Origin of the sequence: Streptomyces purpurogeneiscleroticus, assembly GCF_020024005.1 — a bacterium.
Lineage (GTDB): Bacteria > Actinomycetota > Actinomycetes > Streptomycetales > Streptomycetaceae > Streptomyces > Streptomyces purpurogeneiscleroticus.
Map to the genome: position 1 here is coordinate 1 of NZ_NHSG01000130.1, position 17,318 is coordinate 17,318.

A 17,318-nucleotide genomic window follows, 5' to 3' on the forward strand; every position below is an offset into this window, starting at 1 on the left:
GTGGGTACGCCCGTACGACCTGGTCGTCGCGCCCGTCACGCTGCCGATCGCGTACACCGTCGGCAGCCTGCCCGTCGCGCGCGGCGGGGACGGCGCGGGCAGCCTGCTGATGGGCGTCTTCACCCTGCTCGCGGTCAACGCGGGCTGGCTCTACCTCGGCACGGCCCTCAGCGTGCTGATCGTCGGCGTACGGAAGGGCCTGCTCATCCTCCGGCGGCGCGCGCAGCGTCACGAGGTGTACCGGGGCGGGGGTCGGCGGCCCCGAGACCGGCGTCCTGACCAGGGGCGGGAGCGGAAGCAGCCGGGTGGGAAGCCCGCCGGGCGGCCATTGCGGCCCCCACGATCCCCGCGTTGTTCTGAAGCTGCGCAGGCACGATCTCGGCCCTGACGCCCTCGATCAGCGGCAGGAACTTGTGGGCCTTGCGGCTGACCCCGCCGCCGATCACGAACAGCTCGGGCGTGAAGAGCATCTCGACGTGCCGGAGGTACTTCTGCAGCCGGGGCGCCCACTCGTGCCAGCTCAGGTCCTCCTCGTCCTTGACCCGGGTCGAGGCGCGGGTCTCGGCGTCGTGACCGTCCAGTTCGAGGTGGCCGAGCTCGGTATTGGCGACCAGCTGCCCGTCGGTGAAGACGGCACTGCCGATGCCGGTGCCCAGGGTCAGCATGATGACCGTGCCCATCCGGCCGCGGGCCGCTCCGAAGTGCATCTCGGCGAGCCCGGCCGCGTCCGCGTCGTTCAGTACCGTGACCTCGCACCCGCCGGCCTCGCCGCCGAGCCGGGAGGTCAGCAGGGCGACGGCGTCGGTGCCGATCCATGACTTGTGGACATTGGCCGCCGAACGGGTCACCCCGCCCGTGACCACTCCCGGGAACGTCGCCCCCACCGGCCCCGACCAGCCGAAGTGCTCCACGACCTGCCGGACGCCGTCGGCGACCGCTTCCGGGGTGGCCGGGTGCGGGGTGAGCACCTTGAAGCGCTCCTCCCTGAGCTCGCCGCGCTCCAGGTCCACGGGAGCGCCCTTGATGCCCGAACCGCCGATGTCCACGCCGAATACGTTCATGGGGAAAGGCTAGGCGGACAGGGGCCGCTTCACCCCTCAAATCCACCCTCGAATCCGCCCCTCACAAGGCGAACCGGCCGGTCCGAAGACGGACCGGCCGGTGGGGTGCTGTCGGGTCACTCCGCGGCGGACTCGCCGTCCGTCGCCGCCTTGGCCTCCGCGCGCAGGTCGCGGCGGAGCTCCTTGGGCAGCGAGAAGTGGATGGACTCGGTGGCGGCGGTGACGGTCTCCACGTCCTCGTACTCGCGCTGCGCGAGCCACTCCAGTACGCCCTCGACGAGGACCTCGGGGACGGAGGCGCCGGAGGTGACGCCGACCGTGCCGACGCCTTCCAGCCACGCCTCGTCGATCTCGTCGGCGCTGTCGACCAGGTGCGCGTCCTTGGCACCGGCGTTGAGCGCGACCTCGACCAGGCGGACGGAGTTCGAGGAGTTCTTGGAGCCGACGACGATCACGAGGTCGGCCTGGGCGCCCATCTGCTTCACGGCCGTCTGGCGGTTCTGCGTGGCGTAGCAGATGTCGTCGCTGGGCGGGGAGAGGAGGTTGGGGTAGCGGCCCTTCAGGGCGTCGACCGTTTCCATGGTCTCGTCGACGGAGAGGGTGGTCTGGGAGAGCCAGACGACCTTGTCCGGGTCGCGGACCTCGACGTTCCGCACGTCGTCCGGGCCGTCGACCAGGGTGATGTGGTCGGGGGCCTCGCCGCTGGTGCCGATGACCTCTTCGTGGCCCTCGTGACCGATCAGGAGGATGTCGTAGTCCTCCTTGGCGTAGCGGACGGCTTCCTTGTGGACCTTGGTGACGAGCGGGCAGGTGGCGTCGATGGTGGCGAGCTTGCCGCGCTTGGCCTCGTCGTGGACGACCGGCGCGACGCCGTGCGCGGAGAAGATGACGATGTTGCCCGCGGGCACTTCCTCCGTCTCTTCGACGAAGATCGCACCCTTCTTCTCCAGCGTCTTGACCACGTATTTGTTGTGGACGATCTCATGACGTACGTAGACGGGCGCGCCGTACTGCTGCAGGGCCTGCTCGACGGCGATGACGGCTCGGTCCACGCCGGCGCAGTATCCACGGGGGGCGGCGAGGAGGACGCGGCGGGAAGTCGGGGTGGTCATGGTCCCCATCGTACGGGTCGGGGTGGCGGCGAACGGAAGGCATGGCCAGAGGTCGAAACGCAGCGTTGTCAGGGCGGATGGCCGTACGGCTTCGGGCTGATGCCGGTACGGACTCTGGGCAGCCGCCGGTACGGCAGGGCGGCTTGCCCGGAGCGGCGGTACGGCCGACGATCATGTGAGGCCGTCGATCGCCGGCGGCCCGTGCGTACTGCAGAGGTGTCCGCCATGTCCCCAACGGCCGAGCCGCAGCCCCCGTCCGGCGGCGCTCCCGATCCCGACGGCTCCACGGGCACCGACGGCGCCGCCGGCGCCACCGTGGCCGCCGGGGTCCGGCTGAAGCGGTCCCTGTCCTTCCGGGACCTGATCGTCTACGGCCTGCTCTTCATCGCCCCGATGGCGCCTGTCGGCATCTTCGGGACGCTGCAGGCCAAGTCGCACGGCGCGATCACCCTCGTGTACGTCGTCGCCACGATCGCGATGGCCTTCACGGCGTACTCGTACGCGCAGATGGTGCGGGTCGCGCCGCAGGCCGGCTCGGTCTTCACCTACGCCCGGATCGGCCTGGGCGAGGGCGCGGGCTTCGTCGCGGGCTGGATGGCGATGCTGGACTACCTGCTGATCCCGGCGGTGGCGTACCTCTTCTCCGGGATCGCGTTGCACTCCCTGGTGCCGTCGGTGCACCAGTGGATCTGGACGGCGGCCGCGGTCGTCGTCACCACGCTGCTGAACCTGTGGGGCGTACGGACCGCGGCCGTCGTGGGCTTCCTGGTGCTGGCGATGGAGATCGCGGTGCTGGTGGTCTTCGTCGTGGCGGCGGTGTGGGTGCTGGCGACGGACGGCGCGCAGCGCGGCTGGACGGTGCCGCTCACGGGCGAGGGCGGCTTCTCGACGAGCGCGGTGCTGGCGGCGGTGTCGGTGGCGGTGCTGTCGTACCTGGGCTTCGACGCGATCGCCGCGTTCGCCGAGGAGGCGTCCGGGGGCGGCCGGCGGGTGGCGCGGGCGGTGCTGACCTGCCTGGTGGTGGCGGGCGTGCTGTTCGCCGTGCAGACGTACCTGGCCGCGCTGCTCGCGCCGATGTCGGCGGCCGAGCTGGCGGCGAAGCCGGCCGAGCAGGGCGACGCCTTCTACGCGACGGCCAACGCGGCGGCCGGCGAGTGGCTGCAGAAGCTGGTCGCGGCGAGCAAGGCGATCGGCGCGGCGTTCGCGGCGCTGGCCGGGCAGGCGGCGGCCGGCCGGCTGCTGTTCGCGATGGCCCGGGACCGGCGGCTGCCGGGAGCGATGGCGAAGGTGGACGCGGGGAGCGGGGTACCGCGCCGGGCGCTCCTGGGCGCGGCGGTGGTGACGCTGGTCGCGGCCGTGTGGGCGGCCCGCCGGGACGACGGCCTGGACCACCTGTCCTCGATCGTGAACGTCGGCGCGCTGACCGCCTTCGGGCTGCTGCACGCGTCGGTGATCGGCTACTTCTGGCTGCGCAAGCGGGCCGCGGCACGGGGCGTACTGGCCCATGTGATCGTCCCGCTGCTGGGCCTCGCGGTGGTCGTCGCGGTGATCGTCGAGGCGTCCCCGACGGCCCAGGTGGTCGGCGGGGCGTGGCTGGTGGTGGGCCTGGTGGTACTGGCTGCGCAGTACGTGAAGCGCGCCAGGTCCAGCACATCCAGTCCGTCCGGGGGCACCTCCCAGCGGTAGCTGGGGGAGATTGAGGACCGGGGGTCCGGGGGCAGCGCCCCCGCGCGACGGCGCCGCACCCGGCACGCGGCCCGCGCCCCCGCTGTCGGACCCCGCCGATACGCTCGGCGCATGGCTCTACAGACGTCCGCAGAGACCCCCATCCCGGTGGGCGAGGTGTCCCGCCTGATCGGCGGGTGGATCGACCGGCTCGGCGCGGTGTGGGTCGAGGGGCAGATCACCCAGCTCTCCCGGCGGCCCGGCGCGGGCGTCGTCTTCATGACGCTGCGCGACCCGTCGCACGACATCTCGGTGAGCGTGACGTGCTATCGCCAGGTGTTCGACAAGGTCGCGGACGTGATCAGCGAGGGCGCCCGGGTCGTGGTGCACGCGAAGCCGGAGTGGTACGCGCCGCGCGGCCAGCTCTCGCTGCGGGCCGCCGAGATCAAGCCGGTGGGCGTCGGCGAGCTGCTCGCGCGGCTGGAGATGCTGAAGAAGGCGTTGGCCGCCGAGGGGCTGTTCGCGGTGGAGCGCAAGCGCCCGCTGCCGTTCCTGCCGCAGCTGATCGGGCTGGTCTGCGGCCGGGCCAGCGCGGCCGAGCGGGACGTGCTGGAGAACGCCCGGCACCGCTGGCCGGCCGTCCGCTTCGAGGTGCGGAACGTCGCGGTGCAGGGGGTGCATGCCGTGCCGCAGGTGATCGAGGCGGTGCGGGAGCTGGACGCCCGGCCGGACGTGGACGTGATCATCGTGGCGCGGGGCGGCGGCAGCGTGGAGGACCTGCTGCCGTTCTCCGACGAGCAGCTCGTACGGACCGTGGGCGAGGCGCGTACGCCCGTCGTGTCGGCGATCGGGCACGAGCCGGACAGCCCGCTGCTGGACCTGGTCGCCGACCTGCGCGCCTCGACGCCGACGGACGCGGCGAAGAAGGTCGTACCGGACGTGGGCGAGGAGCTGGTCCGCATCCAGCACCTGCGGGAGCGCGCGCTGCGCTCGGTCACCGGCTTCCTGGACCGCGAGGAGCGCGGCCTCGCGGGCGCGCTGAACCGCCCGTGCATACGGGAGCCGCACCGCATGGTGGAGGCCCGCGAGGAGCAGGTCACCGCCCTGCTGGAGCGCGGCCGGCGCACGCTGGGCCATCTGCTGGACCGGGCCGACTCCGAGCTGTCGCACACCCTCGCGCGGGTGGTGGCGCTCTCCCCCAAGGCGACGCTGGAGCGCGGCTACGCGGTACTGCAGCGCTCCGACGGCAGCGCGGTCCGCTCGCCGGAGGAGGTCGGCGCGGACGAGGAGCTGCGGGCCCGGGTGGCCGAGGGCGATTTCACGGTCCGCCGCGTGGACGGCGCTGTCACACCCCCCGCTTAGGCTGGGGCGCATGGCCAAGGCGAAGACGGACACGGGCATGGACACGGACGGCGAAGCCGGTACGGGGGCGGCGGGCGCGCCGGACGTGACGTCCACGCTCGGGTACGAGCAGGCGCGGGACGAGCTGATCGAGGTGGTCCGCAGCCTGGAGGCGGGCGGCACGACGCTGGAGGAGTCGCTCGCGCTGTGGGAGCGCGGCGAGGAGCTGGCGAAGGTGTGCCGGCGCTGGCTGGACGGCGCCCGGGCCCGGCTGGACGCGGCGCTGGCGGAGGAGGAGCAGGCGGAGGAGTAACCGGTCCCCGCCGGGTCCCCGCCGGAGCGCGGCCGGCACCCGCCCCGCCACCCATGTGAATCCGCTCACAACCCCCGCGTTTTAGTTGAAGGTTAACCTATCGGCGTTAAAGTGGAGGGTGTACGACCGGACCGTTCCCGGCCCGGAACCACCACGAATCACCGAGGTGCCCTCCATGACTCTCGCCCTTGACGCCGCCGCTGCTGACCTCCTCTTCCGCGAGGCCCAGACCGCCAACACGTTCACGGACGAGCCGGTCACCGACGAGCAGGTTCAGGCCATCTACGACCTGGTGAAGTTCGCCCCGACCGCCTTCAACCAGTCGCCGCTGCGCCTGACGCTGGTCCGCTCCGAGGACGCCCGCAAGCGCCTCGTCGAGCACGCCATGGGCGCCAACGGCCCGAAGACGCTGTCGGCCCCGCTGACCGTCATCCTCTCCGTGGACCTGGACTTCCACGAGAAGCTGCCGGAGCTCTTCCCGCACGCCCCGGGCATCAAGGACACGTTCTTCTCCGAGGCGGCCGCGCGCGAGGTCGCCGGCACCCAGAACGCCACCCTGCAGGCCGGTTACTTCATCCTCGGCGTCCGCGCCGCGGGCCTGGCCGCCGGCCCGATGACGGGCTTCGACTTCACCGCCGTCGACAAGGAGTTCTTCGGCGACGGCAAGCAGAAGTCCTTCATGGTGATCAACATCGGCAAGCCGGGCGAGGACGCCTTCTTCCCGCGCTCGCCGCGTCTGTCCTTCGAGGACGCCGCCACCACGGTCTGAGCCCCTCGCGTACGGCAGAGGCCGCCGCACCCCTCCGGGTGCGGCGGCCTCCTTGTCGTATGCGGTGACGCCGCTACTTCGCCTTGAGCGCGCCCGCCAGTTCCGCGAGCCCCTCGTAGGACGCGGTGCCGGTGACGACCGTGGTGTGGCCGGACTCCTTGCGCACGAGGGCCTTGTACGTGTCGCCCTTGTACTCGTCCCAGCGGGCGCCGTCGACCTCCCGGCTGCCGCCGGCCGGGGTGGCGTTCAGCGTGACCTTCTTGATGTACTCGCGCGCCGGCGCATCGCTCTGCTCGACCGCCGCGTACTGGTCCTCCGGGCTGAGGAGGCCGAGGTGCCAGGCGCCGCCCCGGCCGTCGTCGCTCACCCGGTACGAGACGGAGGTGGCGCGCCAGCCCTTGGGCAGCCCCTCGGGCGCCGCGACCGGATACGTCGCCGCGCGCCGGGCGGTCGTCAGCTCGACCCGGTAGCTGACCGTCTTCACCGCGCTGTTCTGGGCGTCCTTGCTGTCGTCGTGCGGGATGAAGAAGTAAATCGCCGCGACGACCACGCCGATCACCGCCATCGACAGGACCATGTCCCGCACCGTCTGCTTGCCTCGCATACCAGCCACGCCCTCTATGGTCCCCCATGCCGGGAACGGCCCGGACAAGGCCCCCACCCACGGCGCCTCCGCCGTGCTCCGGCCGGGATGCAGCGCTCATCCGTGGACCCCTCTGCTCATTTTCTCGACATAGCGATAAGGTCAATCGAACCCTCACCTAACCGGCCGTCGCCGTACAGAAAGGTGCGCTCCGATGACCGAGCATCATCTGCCGTCCCAGCTCGAGGTCAGCCCAGAGGCCCCCGATCGCAACCTCGCACTCGAACTGGTCCGGGTCACCGAGGCCGGCGCCATGGCCTCGGGCCGCTGGGTCGGCCGTGGCGACAAGAACGGCGCGGACGGCGCCGCGGTCAAGGCCATGCGTGCCCTGATTCACACCGTCTCCATGAACGGCGTGGTCGTCATCGGCGAAGGCGAGAAGGACCACGCGCCGATGCTGTACAACGGCGAGCGCGTGGGCGACGGGACCGGCCCCGAGTGCGACGTGGCCGTGGACCCCGTGGACGGTACGACGCTGACGGCCAAGGGCATGGCCAACGCCGTCTCCGTCATGGCCGTCGCCGACCGCGGCTCCATGTTCGACCCGTCCGCGGTCTTCTACATGGACAAGCTGGTCACCGGCCCCGAGGCCGCCGACTATGTCGACATCAACGCACCGGTCGGCGTGAACATCCGCCGCATCGCCAAGGCCAAGCGCTCCAGCCCCGAGGACGTCACCGTCGTCGTCCTGGACCGGCCCCGGCACGACGGCATCGTCAAGGAGATCCGCGAGGCGGGCGCCCGCATCCGGTTCATCGCCGACGGCGACGTGGCCGGCGCGATCATGGCCGTACGCGAAGGCACCGGTGTGGACCTGCTGCTGGGCATCGGCGGAACCCCCGAGGGCATCATCACGGCGTGCGCGATCAAGTGCCTGGGCGGCACGATCCAGGCCAAGCTGTGGCCCAAGGACGACGAGGAGCGCCAACGGGCGCTGGACGCGGGGCACGACCTGGACCGCGTACTGCACACCGATGACCTGGTCAGCGGCGAGAACGTGTTCTTCGTCGCCACCGGCATCACCGACGGCGAGCTGCTGCGCGGCGTCCGCTACCGCGCGGAGACCGCCACCACCCAGTCGCTGGTGATGCGCTCCAAGTCCGGCACAATCCGGCAGATCGACTCTGAGCACCGGCTCTCCAAGCTGCGCGCCTACAGCTCGATCGACTTCGAGCGGCCCAGCTGAGGCGCCGCTCCGGACGCCCGACGGCCCGGTGCCCCGCCGCTCTCGCGGTGGGGCACCGGGCCGTTGCTATGGGTCCTACAGGCGTCAGCCCGCGGCCGGCATCCGGGCCGAGCGCTGCAGCTCGGCGTCGCGGCGCCGGCGGCGGGCCAGGACGACGCGGCGCTCGGCGGCAGTCAGGCCGCCCCAGACGCCGTACGGCTCGGGCTGGAGCAGGGCGTGCTCGCGGCACTCGATCATCACTGGGCAGCGGGCACAGACCCGCTTCGCGGCTTCCTCCCTGGCCAGCCGGGCGGCCGTCGGTTCTTTCGACGGCGCGAAAAAGAGTCCCGCCTCGTCCCGTCGGCACACCGCCTCGGAGTGCCAGGGTCCCGCCTCGTCCCTGGCGGGCACTCGCTGGGCGGGCACGACTGCGGCGTCCTGCAGGGGCTGATGCGGTAGCAGCACGGTCTACTCCTGACGACGGCTCGGCGATTTCAGTCACCACTTGCCCGTCTCGCTGCGCACGACGTTTTCGCACACCCCGCAGCCGTACGAGAGACGATGCACCAGCCCTACCCGCTGTACGCGGCTCTATGCACACCGTGGCGCATGCGTTGAAAGCAGTGTCGGATGCGGCGCCCCTTACAGCTGTGCATTACATGTGCCCGTGCCACCGCATTACATGTGCCCGTGCCGCCGTTCCCCGCGGTCCCGCGTCCGGCCGTGCAGCCGGCCGTGCATCCGGTCCTGCAGATCACGTACCCACTTGCCGCGCTTCGGCCTGGCCTCGACGCTGCCGAGCAGCGTGAAGCCGTGCACCGTGATCACGGGTGCCGCCGGGTCGTCCGACTCGTACGTCTCGGCCTCGAAGGCACCGAGCACCCCGGAGCCGCTGCCGCGCAGCGTCACGTTCTCCGGCACCCGGATCTCCACGCTGCCGAGGACGGAGACGGCCTTGATGTGGAGGTGCTGGTGCGTGAAGAGCGCCTCGGTCAGATCGATCTCCACGGAGCCGAGGACGGCCACCGCGGAGATCCGTGCGGGCGCCCGCCAGCGGCCCTTGCGGACCGCCGAGCTCAGTACACCGACGAGGGTGGCGGCCGCGGAGCCGGCAGGCGGCTCCGGGGTGTACGCGGCCGCCGTCCGGTCCGTGCCCGCCCGCTCCCGGCCGGCGGGCAGGTCGGCGATCAGCGGCTCCAGCTCACCCATGGTCTTGGCGCGGTAGACGCCGTCGATGCGCTCGGCGTGCTCCTCGGCGTCCAGCCGGCCCTCGGCCAGCGCCTCGCGCAGGATCTCGGCGATACGGTCCCGGTCGGCGTCCGAGGCCCGGATCGCGGCCTCGGCGGGCGGGGCCTGCGCGGGCTTGGTGAGGTCCACGGATGCGGGGCGCTGTCCCCCGTTGTCAGATGCGTCCACATCCGTAGCGTAGCGAGACGCGATAGATCGCGACTAGTGCGCAACCCCGATCTCGGGCCGAGCCGGCCTCAGCCCTCCGGGCAGAACCGCTGCGGTCCGGCCGGTCCGCCGGTCGCCTGGACGCAGCCGCCCGGGAGGCCGCGGTACGCCGTGCTGCCGAAGTTGGCCGTGATCTTCAGGCCGCCCCCGAAGGTGGTCCGCTGGACCCGGTGATCGGCGGTGAGCGTACGGAAGTCCGTCATCGCCGCCGTCCCCGCGGCCTTCTGGATGCCCGCGAAGAAGCGCTGCATGGCGGCGATCTCCTTGCCGTGCTCGTCCAGCGCCTTGCCGTCGAGCGCCAGATTGACCGGGGTGTTGTAGAGCATGGCGAGCAGCGCGCGGTCCTTCTTCTGCTCCGGCAGCTTGTAGAGGGAGAGCTCCCAGCGGTCGGTGCTGACCACCGAGTCGTGCAGCACCGTCTCGTACAGCGGCACCCGGTACCGGGGGTCGAACATGGCGCGCGCGACGGACGTGTCGAGCGTCGCGGGCTTGAAGAACATGCCGGGCCGCCCCTTGGGCCAGTAGCCGCCCCACGTCTTCTTGTCGCGCTCGGCCTTCCACAGGCCGTCGTGGACCGGCGTGCTGGAGCCGTGACTGAAGTCGATCACCTGGTTCGCCCAGGAGCCCGCCGACTCCGAGCCGAGGACGTACGGGCGGCCGCCGGTGAGGGCGCCCCCGGACACCCCGCGCATCCGCTGGAGCCGGTTCGCGCGGTCCTCGGCCTGCGTCATCGGGTGGCCCGGCGTGTGGTCCCGGAAGAGCTCGCCGGTGGCGTCGACGTCGAGGAAGTAGCTGTTCACGCCGTTGGCGGTCATGTCCTCGGCGCGGTCGGCGAGGTAGTGGTGGCGGGGCTCGGCGTCCGCGAGCGCCTGCGAGCTGAGGTAGCAGCCGCGGCCGCCGAAGCCGCCCTCCGGCTTGCCGTCCGCGTCGTGCACACAGCCGTCCGGGTACACCCGGTCCGGCCACTTCGCCACGCTGGTGTCGGCGGTCTTCGGGTCCTGCGCGTTGTCCCAGCTGTCGTACGGGCCGACGAGGTACCCCGCCTTCTTCGCGGCGGCGACGGCCTCCTTCGGCATGGGATTGCCGTCCGCGTCGTAACCGAGCCACATGCGGGAGATGCCGAGCTTCTTGAGCCGCTCGACGGTCTTCGCACTGCGGCCGTCGCCCCATACGTAGGCGTGCGGGGCGCCGATCAACTTGGCGACCTCGGGGTTCTTGCGGATCTTCTGCTTCAGGCTGCCGAGCTGTCCCTTCGAGGCGAGGTACCGGCGGTAGTCCCTGGCCGCCGCGACCGGCGAGCCGTCGGTCAGCGAGAAGGCCACCGTGTAGTCGTCCGTACCGTCCGCGCGACGGAAGTCGTGACGCGCGGCGGTCTGCAGCCGCCCGCCGGTGGAGCGGAACCGCAGCTGGGTGCCGAGGTCGGTGGGTACGAGGGTGCTCACGCCGTGGCCGCCCGCCGTGGTGCCCCAGAAGGGCATCGTCAGGTCCTTGAGGCCGATGCCCTCCTCGCCGGTGAGCCCGCCCCGCGCGGAGTTCCAGAACGGGTCGGCGACGGGGATGCGCAGGCCCTCGCCGCGCGGCAGCTCGATCGCGGCGCCCTTCGTGTCCCCGGTGGCGGCCGCGCCCGCCGACGGCCAGCCCAGGCTGCCGTCCTTCTTCGCGTGCAGGTCGACGACGAGCCGCCCGTCGCGGGCGGCCGCCGAGACGGTCAGCCCGCGGTCGGGGTAGGACCAGGCCGCCGAGGCGGGGCCGCGGCGGGAGACCGGGGTCGGGGTGCCCAGCGACTCCGCTGCCGCCGCGGAGAGCACGGACTCCGTACCGCTCGCCGTACGGGCGGTGATCCGCAGCGTCCGGGGGTCGATGCGGGCCTCGCCGCCCTTGATGCGCAGCGCGACCGTCCCCCCGTCGTCGCCGGAGTCCCCGGGCCCGGCGTACGCCTGCAGGGCGGTGAACGTGCTCGCGGTCAGCGCGGTGCCGGCCAGCGCGGCGAGCGCGGCCCGGCGCTTGCGGGTACCGGTCGCGGCTTTCAGGAAACGTGTCATGCGACGGCACCCTGCACACGGCTTCTAAGGGAGTTGTGAGAACGGCTACTGAGCCTTACCTCACAGCGGCGGCCCGCTCAGGGCGTTCTAGGCTGTTGAAGCTGCCGTTGATGACAGCGAAGTCACCGTCGAGTGAGGATTGGCCGCAATGCCGGAATTCGCCTATACCGACCTTCTGCCCCAGGGCGAGGACAAGACCCCGTACCGCCTGATCACCAAGGAGGGTGTCAGCACCTTCGAGGCGGACGGCCGGACGTTCCTCAAGGTCGAGCCGGAGGCGCTGCGCAAGCTGGCGGAAGCGGCGATCCACGACATCCAGCACTACCTGCGCCCCGAGCACCTCGGCCAGCTCCGCAAGATCATCGACGACCCCGAGGCGTCCGGCAACGACAAGTTCGTCGCCCTGGACCTGCTCAAGAACGCGAACATCGCGGCGGCCGGCGTGCTCCCGATGTGCCAGGACACCGGCACCGCGATCGTCATGGGCAAGCGCGGCCAGAACGTGCTGACCCCGGGCCGCGACGAGGAAGCCCTGAGCCGCGGCATCTACGACGCGTACACCAAGCTCAACCTGCGGTACTCGCAGATGGCCCCGCTGACCATGTGGGACGAGAAGAACACCGGCTCGAACCTGCCGGCGCAGATCGAGCTGTACGCGAACGACGGTGACGCGTACAAGTTCCTCTTCATGGCCAAGGGCGGCGGCTCGGCCAACAAGTCCTTCCTCTTCCAGGAGACCAAGGCGGTCCTCAACGAGGGCTCCATGATGAAGTTCCTGGAGCAGAAGATCCGCTCGCTCGGCACGGCCGCGTGCCCGCCGTACCACCTGGCGATCGTGGTCGGCGGCACCTCCGCCGAGTACGCGCTGAAGACCGCGAAGTACGCCTCCGCGCACTACCTCGACGAGCTGCCCACCGAGGGCTCCCCCACCGGCCACGGCTTCCGTGACACCGAGCTGGAGGAGAAGGTCTTCGAGCTGACGCAGAAGATCGGGATCGGCGCGCAGTTCGGCGGCAAGTACTTCTGCCACGACGTGCGGGTCGTCCGCCTCCCCCGGCACGGCGCGTCCTGCCCGGTCGCCATCGCGGTGTCCTGCTCCGCCGACCGCCAGGCCGTCGCGAAGATCACCGCCGAGGGCGTCTTCCTGGAGCAGCTGGAGACCGACCCGGCGCGCTTCCTCCCCGAGACCACGGAGGAGGAGCTGACCGAGGGCGCGGGCCCGGACCTGGACGCGGTCAAGATCGACCTGAACCGTCCGATGGACGAGATGCTGGCCGAGCTGACCAAGCACCCGGTCAAGACCCGGCTGTCGCTGACCGGCACCCTCGTCGTCGCCCGTGACATCGCGCACGCGAAGATCAAGGAGCGGCTCGACGCCGGCGAGGAGATGCCGGAGTACCTGAAGAACCACCCGGTGTACTACGCGGGTCCGGCCAAGACGCCCGAGGGCTACGCCTCCGGCTCGTTCGGCCCGACGACGGCCGGCCGGATGGACGCGTACGTCGAGCAGTTCCAGGCGGCCGGCGGCTCGAAGATCATGCTGGCCAAGGGCAACCGCTCGCAGCAGGTCACCGAAGCCTGCCACGCGCACGGCGGCTTCTACCTGGGCTCCATCGGCGGCCCGGCGGCCCGGCTCGCCCAGGACTGCATCAAGAAGGTCGAGGTCCTGGAGTACGAGGAGCTCGGCATGGAGGCGGTCTGGAAGATCGAGGTCGAGGACTTCCCGGCGTTCATCGTCGTGGACGACAAGGGCAACGACTTCTTCCAGGACCCGGCCCCGGCGCCGACCTTCACCAGCATTCCGGTGCGCCAGGGCGCGTAGCGCTCAGGCCTGTTCTCCGGGGCTCCAGATGTGGTGATCAGCGCTCCGGCGGAGCACTCTGAAAAGAGGGACCGCTGGAGGTGAGCCACCATGCAGGCACACACGCTGGTCGGCTGGCACGTCGAAATGGAATTCACGGAGGACGGCAACCGCACGAAGGCCGCCGCCCTGCTGCGGCTCGGCGACGGCACGGAATGCCGCGGCCACGGCCGCGCCGACCGCCACCCCACCGACCCGGAACAGCTCCGGGTCGGTGAGGAGATCGCGGGCGCCCGGGCGCTCATGGACATCGCCGGGCAGCTGATGGACAAGGCGCACGCGGAGATCGACGAGGTCGTGGGGCATCCGACGCACCCGCTGCGGTGGGCGGCGCTGGACGACTCGCGCGACGAGGCCCGTCGCGCCCGCCGCGAGTGGTGAGACGCCGGAGCGGCGCCGCCGGAAGGTGAGGCGCGCCGCATTCGCCGAATCGGATCAGTACCCGGGAACAGATGTCCGTCCCCGGGTACTGACATAGGCATGAGCGACAACGGCACATCCTTGAGCGCGTCGGGCGATTTCCGCATCGAGCACGACTCCATGGGCGAGGTACGGGTCCCCGCCGACGCGAAGTGGCGGGCGCAGACCCAGCGCGCAGTGGCGAACTTCCCCGTCTCGGGACAGCGGCTGGAGCGGGCGCACATCGAGGCGCTGGCCCGGATCAAGGCCGCGGCGGCGAAGGTCAACGCCGAGCTGGGGGTGGTGGACGCGGACATCGCGCGGGCCATCCAGGAGGCCGCGGCGGAGGTCGCCGAGGGCCGCTGGGACGACCACTTCCCCGTCGATGTCTTCCAGACCGGCTCCGGCACGTCCTCCAACATGAACACCAACGAGGTGCTGGCCACCCTCGCGACCGAGCGGCTGGGCCGGGACGTGCACCCCAACGACCATGTCAACGCCAGCCAGTCCTCCAACGACGTCTTCCCCTCCTCGATCCACATCGCGGCCACCGCGGCCGTCACCGCCGACCTGATGCCCGCGCTGGAGCATCTGGCGGCCGCGCTGGAGCGCAAGGCCGAGGAGTTCAAGGAGGTCGTGAAGTCGGGCCGGACGCATCTGATGGACGCCACGCCCGTGACGCTGGGCCAGGAGTTCGGCGGGTACGCGGCGCAGGTCCGGTACGGCGTGGAGCGGCTGACCGCCTCGCTGCCCCGGCTCGCCGAACTGCCGCTGGGCGGCACGGCGGTGGGCACCGGCATCAACACCCCGCCCGGCTTCGCCGCCGCGGTGATCGTGGAGGTGGCGCGGGCCACCGGGCTGCCGCTGACCGAGGCCCGCAACCACTTCGAGGCGCAGGGCGCGCGGGACGGCATCGTGGAGACCAGCGGCCAGCTGCGCACGATCGCGACCGGCCTCACGAAGATCGCCAACGATCTGCGCTGGATGGCGTCCGGGCCGCGTACCGGCCTCGCGGAGATCACGCTGCCGGACCTCCAGCCCGGCTCGTCGATCATGCCGGGGAAGGTCAATCCGGTCATTCCCGAGGCGGTCCTGATGGTGGCCGCACAGGTGACGGGGAACGACGCGACGGTCGCCGCGGCGGGCGCGGCGGGCAACTTCGAACTGAACGTGATGCTGCCGGTGATCGCCAAGAACGTCCTGGAGTCGGTACGACTTCTGGCCAATGTCGCGCGGCTGCTGGCGGACCGTACGGTCGACGGGATCACCGCCAACGCCGAACGGGCCCGGGAATACGCCGAGTCCTCCCCTTCCGTGGTCACCCCGCTCAACAAGTACATCGGGTACGAGGAAGCGGCGAAGGTGGCCAAGAAGTCGCTGGCCGAGCGGAAGACCATCCGCGAGGTGGTGATCGAGTCCGGATACGTCGAACGCGGGGCGCTGACCGAGGCCCAGTTGGACGAGGCGCTGGACGTGCTGCGCATGACGCATCCGTGACGTTCGCTGCGGCCCATGTCACGGCGGTGCGCCGGTTCCCCGCCTAAGATCTGCGCATGACAGCGGATACGGTGGAGACCAGGGACGGCCATACGTCCGGTACCGCGCGCTGGGCGCCGGGCGAACACATCCTCTGGCGCTATCGCGGCAACGCCACCGATCGCTTCCACATCTGCCGGCCCGTCACCGTCGTCCAGGACACCGACGAGCTGCTCGCCGTCTGGCTGGCGCCGGGCACGAACTGCGTGAAGCCGGTGCTCGCGGACGGCACGCTCGTCCACCGCGAGCCGCTGGCCAGCCGGTACACCAAGCCGCGGCGCGTGGTGCGGGACCGCTGGTTCGGCACCGGCGTGCTCAAGCTCGCCCGGCCCGGGGAGCCGTGGTCGGTGTGGCTCTTCTGGGAGCGCGGCTGGCGGTTCAAGAACTGGTACGTGAACTTGGAGGAGCCGCGCCGCCGCTGGTCCGGCGGCGTGGACTCCGAGGACCACTTCCTGGACATCGCGGTCTATCCGGACCGGCACTGGGAGTGGCGGGACGAGGACGAGTTCGCGCAGGCGCAGAGCGACGGGCTGATGCCGGCCGCGCAGGCCGAGGAGGTACGCGCCGCGGGCCGGGCCGCGGTCGAGCGGATCACCGCGTGGGACGCGCCGTTCACGGACGGCTGGGAGCACTGGCGGCCCGATCCGCAGTGGAGCCTGCCGGTGCTGCCGGACGACTGGGACCGGGCACGGGACCCCTCCCCCTCGTGACGCCGTCGCGTGACGGGCCGTGTGACCGGCCGCCAAAAAGCGGCCGCTTGTGCGAAATCCGCACCCGCAAGAGTGGCGAGCCCAGCCCCGGAGACGACAGAAGCGCCCGAAATGCAGCGACTTCGGGGAACATGCGTTCCCTTTGAAACGATGCTCAGGGGCGAGCCCCCTTGCTGCACACCACTGGTTCAAACGTAGGATCGTCCTCCGCAAGAGGGCGCAAGAAGGCACAGACGCAACTCCAGAACTGGAAACCGAACTTGACCGCGGTCGCAGGAGGGGCGGGGTCGTGAGCGACAGCTACGACGGGTACGAGGGCCTGAACCGGTTAGCACTGGACCGGGCCGGGCAGGCCGAGGCGTTCAACGCGATCGCCGGGGCCTACGACAGCGCGTTCCCCCACAAGGAGGGGCAGCGCGCCGCCGGAGCCTGGCTCGCCGCGTCGCTGCCGGACGGCTCCCGCGTGCTGGACGTCGGCTGCGGTACGGGCCTGCCCACCGCCGCTCAGCTGTCCGGCGCCGGCCACCGGGTCGTGGGCGTCGACCTCTCCGCCACCATGGTCAAGACGGCGCGGGAGAACGTTCCGTCCGCCGAGTTCCACCACCTCGACCTCGCGGACCTGCGGGACGGCCGGCTCGGTGGTCCCGGCTCCTTCGACGGCGCCGCCGCCTTCTTCTCCCTGCTGATGCTGCCGCGCGCGGAAATCCCGTACGCGCTGCGGATGCTGCACTGCCTGCTGCGGCCGGACGGGCTGCTCGCCCTGTCGATGGTCGAGTCCGACGTGGACGACTACCCGATTCCGTTCCTGGGCCACACGATCCGGGTATCGGGTTACCTGCGGGACGACTTGCGCCATGTCGTGCGCGACGCGGGTTTCGAAGTCACCGGGGAGGACTCGTATGCGTATGCCCCGGCCAGTACGGACGTGCCACCCGAAATCCAGCTCTTCCTGCACCTGCGACGCGCTTGAGACGCAGCGCGCCAGGCGCGCAGCCCCGGACGGATGGAATCCCACGCGTGACGGAGCACCCCACCTCCCACGAGCCGCGACCGGCACCTCTGCCGGCCGCGCCCCCGGCCATGCCGCCGCGGGGGCTGCCGGAGACGACGGCGCACGGCGCCGCCGATCCGCGCGATGCCCTGCGACGGCCCGTCGGCCCAGCCCCTGCCGACCTTCCCGGCTCCGCCCTGCCCGGTTCCGGCCTGCCCGGCTCCGCGGCCGCGGGACCGCCGGGGCGCACCGCCG

The 17,318-nt window shown here is 71.4% G+C and carries 16 protein-coding genes and 2 pseudogenes; 12 read left to right on the forward strand and 6 right to left on the reverse strand.

Going from position 1 to position 17,318, the window contains the following annotated elements; all coding sequences use genetic code 11:
• Positions 1–46 precede the first annotated feature (46 nt).
• A pseudogene (locus CCS38_RS35495) lies at positions 47–139 on the forward strand (DUF6542 domain-containing protein); the annotation flags it as partial.
• A gap of 64 nt (positions 140–203) precedes the next feature.
• On the opposite strand, the gene ppgK reads toward CCS38_RS35495, so the two are convergent.
• Complete coding sequence (ppgK, locus tag CCS38_RS07015; RefSeq protein WP_223732325.1) at positions 204–1,061, reverse strand: polyphosphate--glucose phosphotransferase; 858 nt, start codon at positions 1,059–1,061, stop codon at positions 204–206.
• 116 nt (positions 1,062–1,177) lie between these two features.
• Positions 1,178–2,182, reverse strand: a complete 1,005-nt coding sequence (locus CCS38_RS07020) for a 4-hydroxy-3-methylbut-2-enyl diphosphate reductase (RefSeq protein WP_223732326.1) — start codon at positions 2,180–2,182, stop codon at positions 1,178–1,180.
• 216 nt (positions 2,183–2,398) lie between these two features.
• On the opposite strand from CCS38_RS07020, the gene CCS38_RS07025 reads away from it, so the two are divergent.
• From CCS38_RS07025 to CCS38_RS07040, 4 genes are all read left to right on the forward strand, one after another.
• Positions 2,399–3,859 (forward strand): APC family permease, encoded by a 1,461-nt coding sequence (locus CCS38_RS07025; protein WP_223732327.1) that lies wholly within the window; start codon positions 2,399–2,401, stop codon positions 3,857–3,859.
• A gap of 111 nt (positions 3,860–3,970) precedes the next feature.
• Positions 3,971–5,200 (forward strand): exodeoxyribonuclease VII large subunit, encoded by a 1,230-nt coding sequence (xseA, locus tag CCS38_RS07030; protein WP_223732328.1) that lies wholly within the window; start codon positions 3,971–3,973, stop codon positions 5,198–5,200.
• A 10-nt stretch (positions 5,201–5,210) separates the two neighbouring features.
• Positions 5,211–5,492, forward strand: a complete 282-nt coding sequence (locus CCS38_RS07035; protein ID WP_372457016.1) for an exodeoxyribonuclease VII small subunit — start codon at positions 5,211–5,213, stop codon at positions 5,490–5,492.
• A gap of 175 nt (positions 5,493–5,667) precedes the next feature.
• Complete coding sequence (locus CCS38_RS07040) at positions 5,668–6,261, forward strand: malonic semialdehyde reductase (protein WP_223732329.1); 594 nt, start codon at positions 5,668–5,670, stop codon at positions 6,259–6,261.
• A 73-nt stretch (positions 6,262–6,334) separates the two neighbouring features.
• Here CCS38_RS07040 and CCS38_RS07045 read toward each other — a convergent pair whose 3' ends face one another.
• Positions 6,335–6,865 carry a DUF4245 domain-containing protein gene (locus tag CCS38_RS07045; RefSeq protein ID WP_223732338.1) on the reverse strand — a complete coding sequence of 177 codons (531 nt, stop codon included), beginning with the start codon at positions 6,863–6,865 and terminating at the stop codon, positions 6,335–6,337.
• A 193-nt stretch (positions 6,866–7,058) separates the two neighbouring features.
• Here CCS38_RS07045 and glpX point away from each other — a divergent pair, with 193 nt between their 5' ends.
• Complete coding sequence (gene glpX / locus CCS38_RS07050; protein WP_223732330.1) at positions 7,059–8,090, forward strand: class II fructose-bisphosphatase; 1,032 nt, start codon at positions 7,059–7,061, stop codon at positions 8,088–8,090.
• Between the two features lie 84 nt (positions 8,091–8,174).
• On the opposite strand, the gene CCS38_RS07055 is transcribed toward glpX, so the two are convergent.
• From CCS38_RS07055 to CCS38_RS07065, 3 genes are all read right to left on the reverse strand, one after another.
• Entirely contained in the window at positions 8,175–8,534 is a 360-nt protein-coding gene (locus CCS38_RS07055) for a WhiB family transcriptional regulator (RefSeq protein ID WP_030265320.1), read from the reverse strand.
• Positions 8,535–8,747: 213 nt separating this feature from the next.
• On the reverse strand, positions 8,748–9,485 hold the full coding sequence (locus CCS38_RS07060) for a DUF1707 SHOCT-like domain-containing protein (protein ID WP_372457017.1): 738 nt from the start codon (positions 9,483–9,485) through the stop codon (positions 8,748–8,750).
• 68 nt (positions 9,486–9,553) lie between these two features.
• Positions 9,554–11,566: a glycoside hydrolase gene (locus tag CCS38_RS07065; protein ID WP_223732331.1), complete on the reverse strand. Its 2,013-nt coding sequence runs from the start codon at positions 11,564–11,566 to the stop codon at positions 9,554–9,556.
• Positions 11,567–11,714: 148 nt separating this feature from the next.
• Between CCS38_RS07065 and CCS38_RS07070 the strand changes: the two genes are divergently transcribed.
• From CCS38_RS07070 to CCS38_RS07095, 6 genes and pseudogenes are all read left to right on the forward strand, one after another.
• Positions 11,715–13,388, forward strand: a complete 1,674-nt coding sequence (locus tag CCS38_RS07070; protein ID WP_223732332.1) for a fumarate hydratase — start codon at positions 11,715–11,717, stop codon at positions 13,386–13,388.
• 90 nt (positions 13,389–13,478) lie between these two features.
• On the forward strand, positions 13,479–13,808 hold the full coding sequence (locus CCS38_RS07075; protein WP_223732333.1) for a DUF1876 domain-containing protein: 330 nt from the start codon (positions 13,479–13,481) through the stop codon (positions 13,806–13,808).
• 99 nt (positions 13,809–13,907) lie between these two features.
• A complete protein-coding gene (locus CCS38_RS07080) occupies positions 13,908–15,323 on the forward strand; it encodes a class II fumarate hydratase (RefSeq protein ID WP_223732334.1) in 1,416 nt (471 codons plus the stop codon).
• A gap of 56 nt (positions 15,324–15,379) precedes the next feature.
• On the forward strand, positions 15,380–16,072 hold the full coding sequence (fomD, locus tag CCS38_RS07085; protein WP_223732335.1) for a cytidylyl-2-hydroxypropylphosphonate hydrolase: 693 nt from the start codon (positions 15,380–15,382) through the stop codon (positions 16,070–16,072).
• Positions 16,073–16,361: 289 nt separating this feature from the next.
• The gene (locus tag CCS38_RS07090; protein WP_223732336.1) at positions 16,362–17,042 is read left to right on the forward strand and encodes a class I SAM-dependent DNA methyltransferase; all 681 of its coding nucleotides are present in this window, start codon (positions 16,362–16,364) and stop codon (positions 17,040–17,042) included.
• Positions 17,043–17,089: 47 nt separating this feature from the next.
• Positions 17,090–17,318: pseudogene (locus CCS38_RS07095) on the forward strand (hypothetical protein); the annotation flags it as partial.

What these genes read in the sequence shown, in the direction of transcription:
- ppgK (WP_223732325.1), bottom strand. Translation starts at nt 1,061, where the DNA reads ATGAACGTATTCGGCGTGGACATCGGCGGTTCGGGCATCAAGGGCGCT.
- CCS38_RS07020 (WP_223732326.1), bottom strand. Translation starts at nt 2,182, where the DNA reads ATGGGGACCATGACCACCCCGACTTCCCGCCGCGTCCTCCTCGCCGCC.
- CCS38_RS07025 (WP_223732327.1), top strand. Translation starts at nt 2,399, where the DNA reads ATGTCCCCAACGGCCGAGCCGCAGCCCCCGTCCGGCGGCGCTCCCGAT.
- xseA (WP_223732328.1), top strand. Translation starts at nt 3,971, where the DNA reads ATGGCTCTACAGACGTCCGCAGAGACCCCCATCCCGGTGGGCGAGGTG.
- CCS38_RS07035 (WP_372457016.1), top strand. Translation starts at nt 5,211, where the DNA reads ATGGCCAAGGCGAAGACGGACACGGGCATGGACACGGACGGCGAAGCC.
- CCS38_RS07040 (WP_223732329.1), top strand. Translation starts at nt 5,668, where the DNA reads ATGACTCTCGCCCTTGACGCCGCCGCTGCTGACCTCCTCTTCCGCGAG.
- CCS38_RS07045 (WP_223732338.1), bottom strand. Translation starts at nt 6,865, where the DNA reads ATGCGAGGCAAGCAGACGGTGCGGGACATGGTCCTGTCGATGGCGGTG.
- glpX (WP_223732330.1), top strand. Translation starts at nt 7,059, where the DNA reads ATGACCGAGCATCATCTGCCGTCCCAGCTCGAGGTCAGCCCAGAGGCC.
- CCS38_RS07065 (WP_223732331.1), bottom strand. Translation starts at nt 11,566, where the DNA reads ATGACACGTTTCCTGAAAGCCGCGACCGGTACCCGCAAGCGCCGGGCC.
- CCS38_RS07070 (WP_223732332.1), top strand. Translation starts at nt 11,715, where the DNA reads ATGCCGGAATTCGCCTATACCGACCTTCTGCCCCAGGGCGAGGACAAG.
- CCS38_RS07075 (WP_223732333.1), top strand. Translation starts at nt 13,479, where the DNA reads ATGCAGGCACACACGCTGGTCGGCTGGCACGTCGAAATGGAATTCACG.
- CCS38_RS07080 (WP_223732334.1), top strand. Translation starts at nt 13,908, where the DNA reads ATGAGCGACAACGGCACATCCTTGAGCGCGTCGGGCGATTTCCGCATC.
- fomD (WP_223732335.1), top strand. Translation starts at nt 15,380, where the DNA reads ATGACAGCGGATACGGTGGAGACCAGGGACGGCCATACGTCCGGTACC.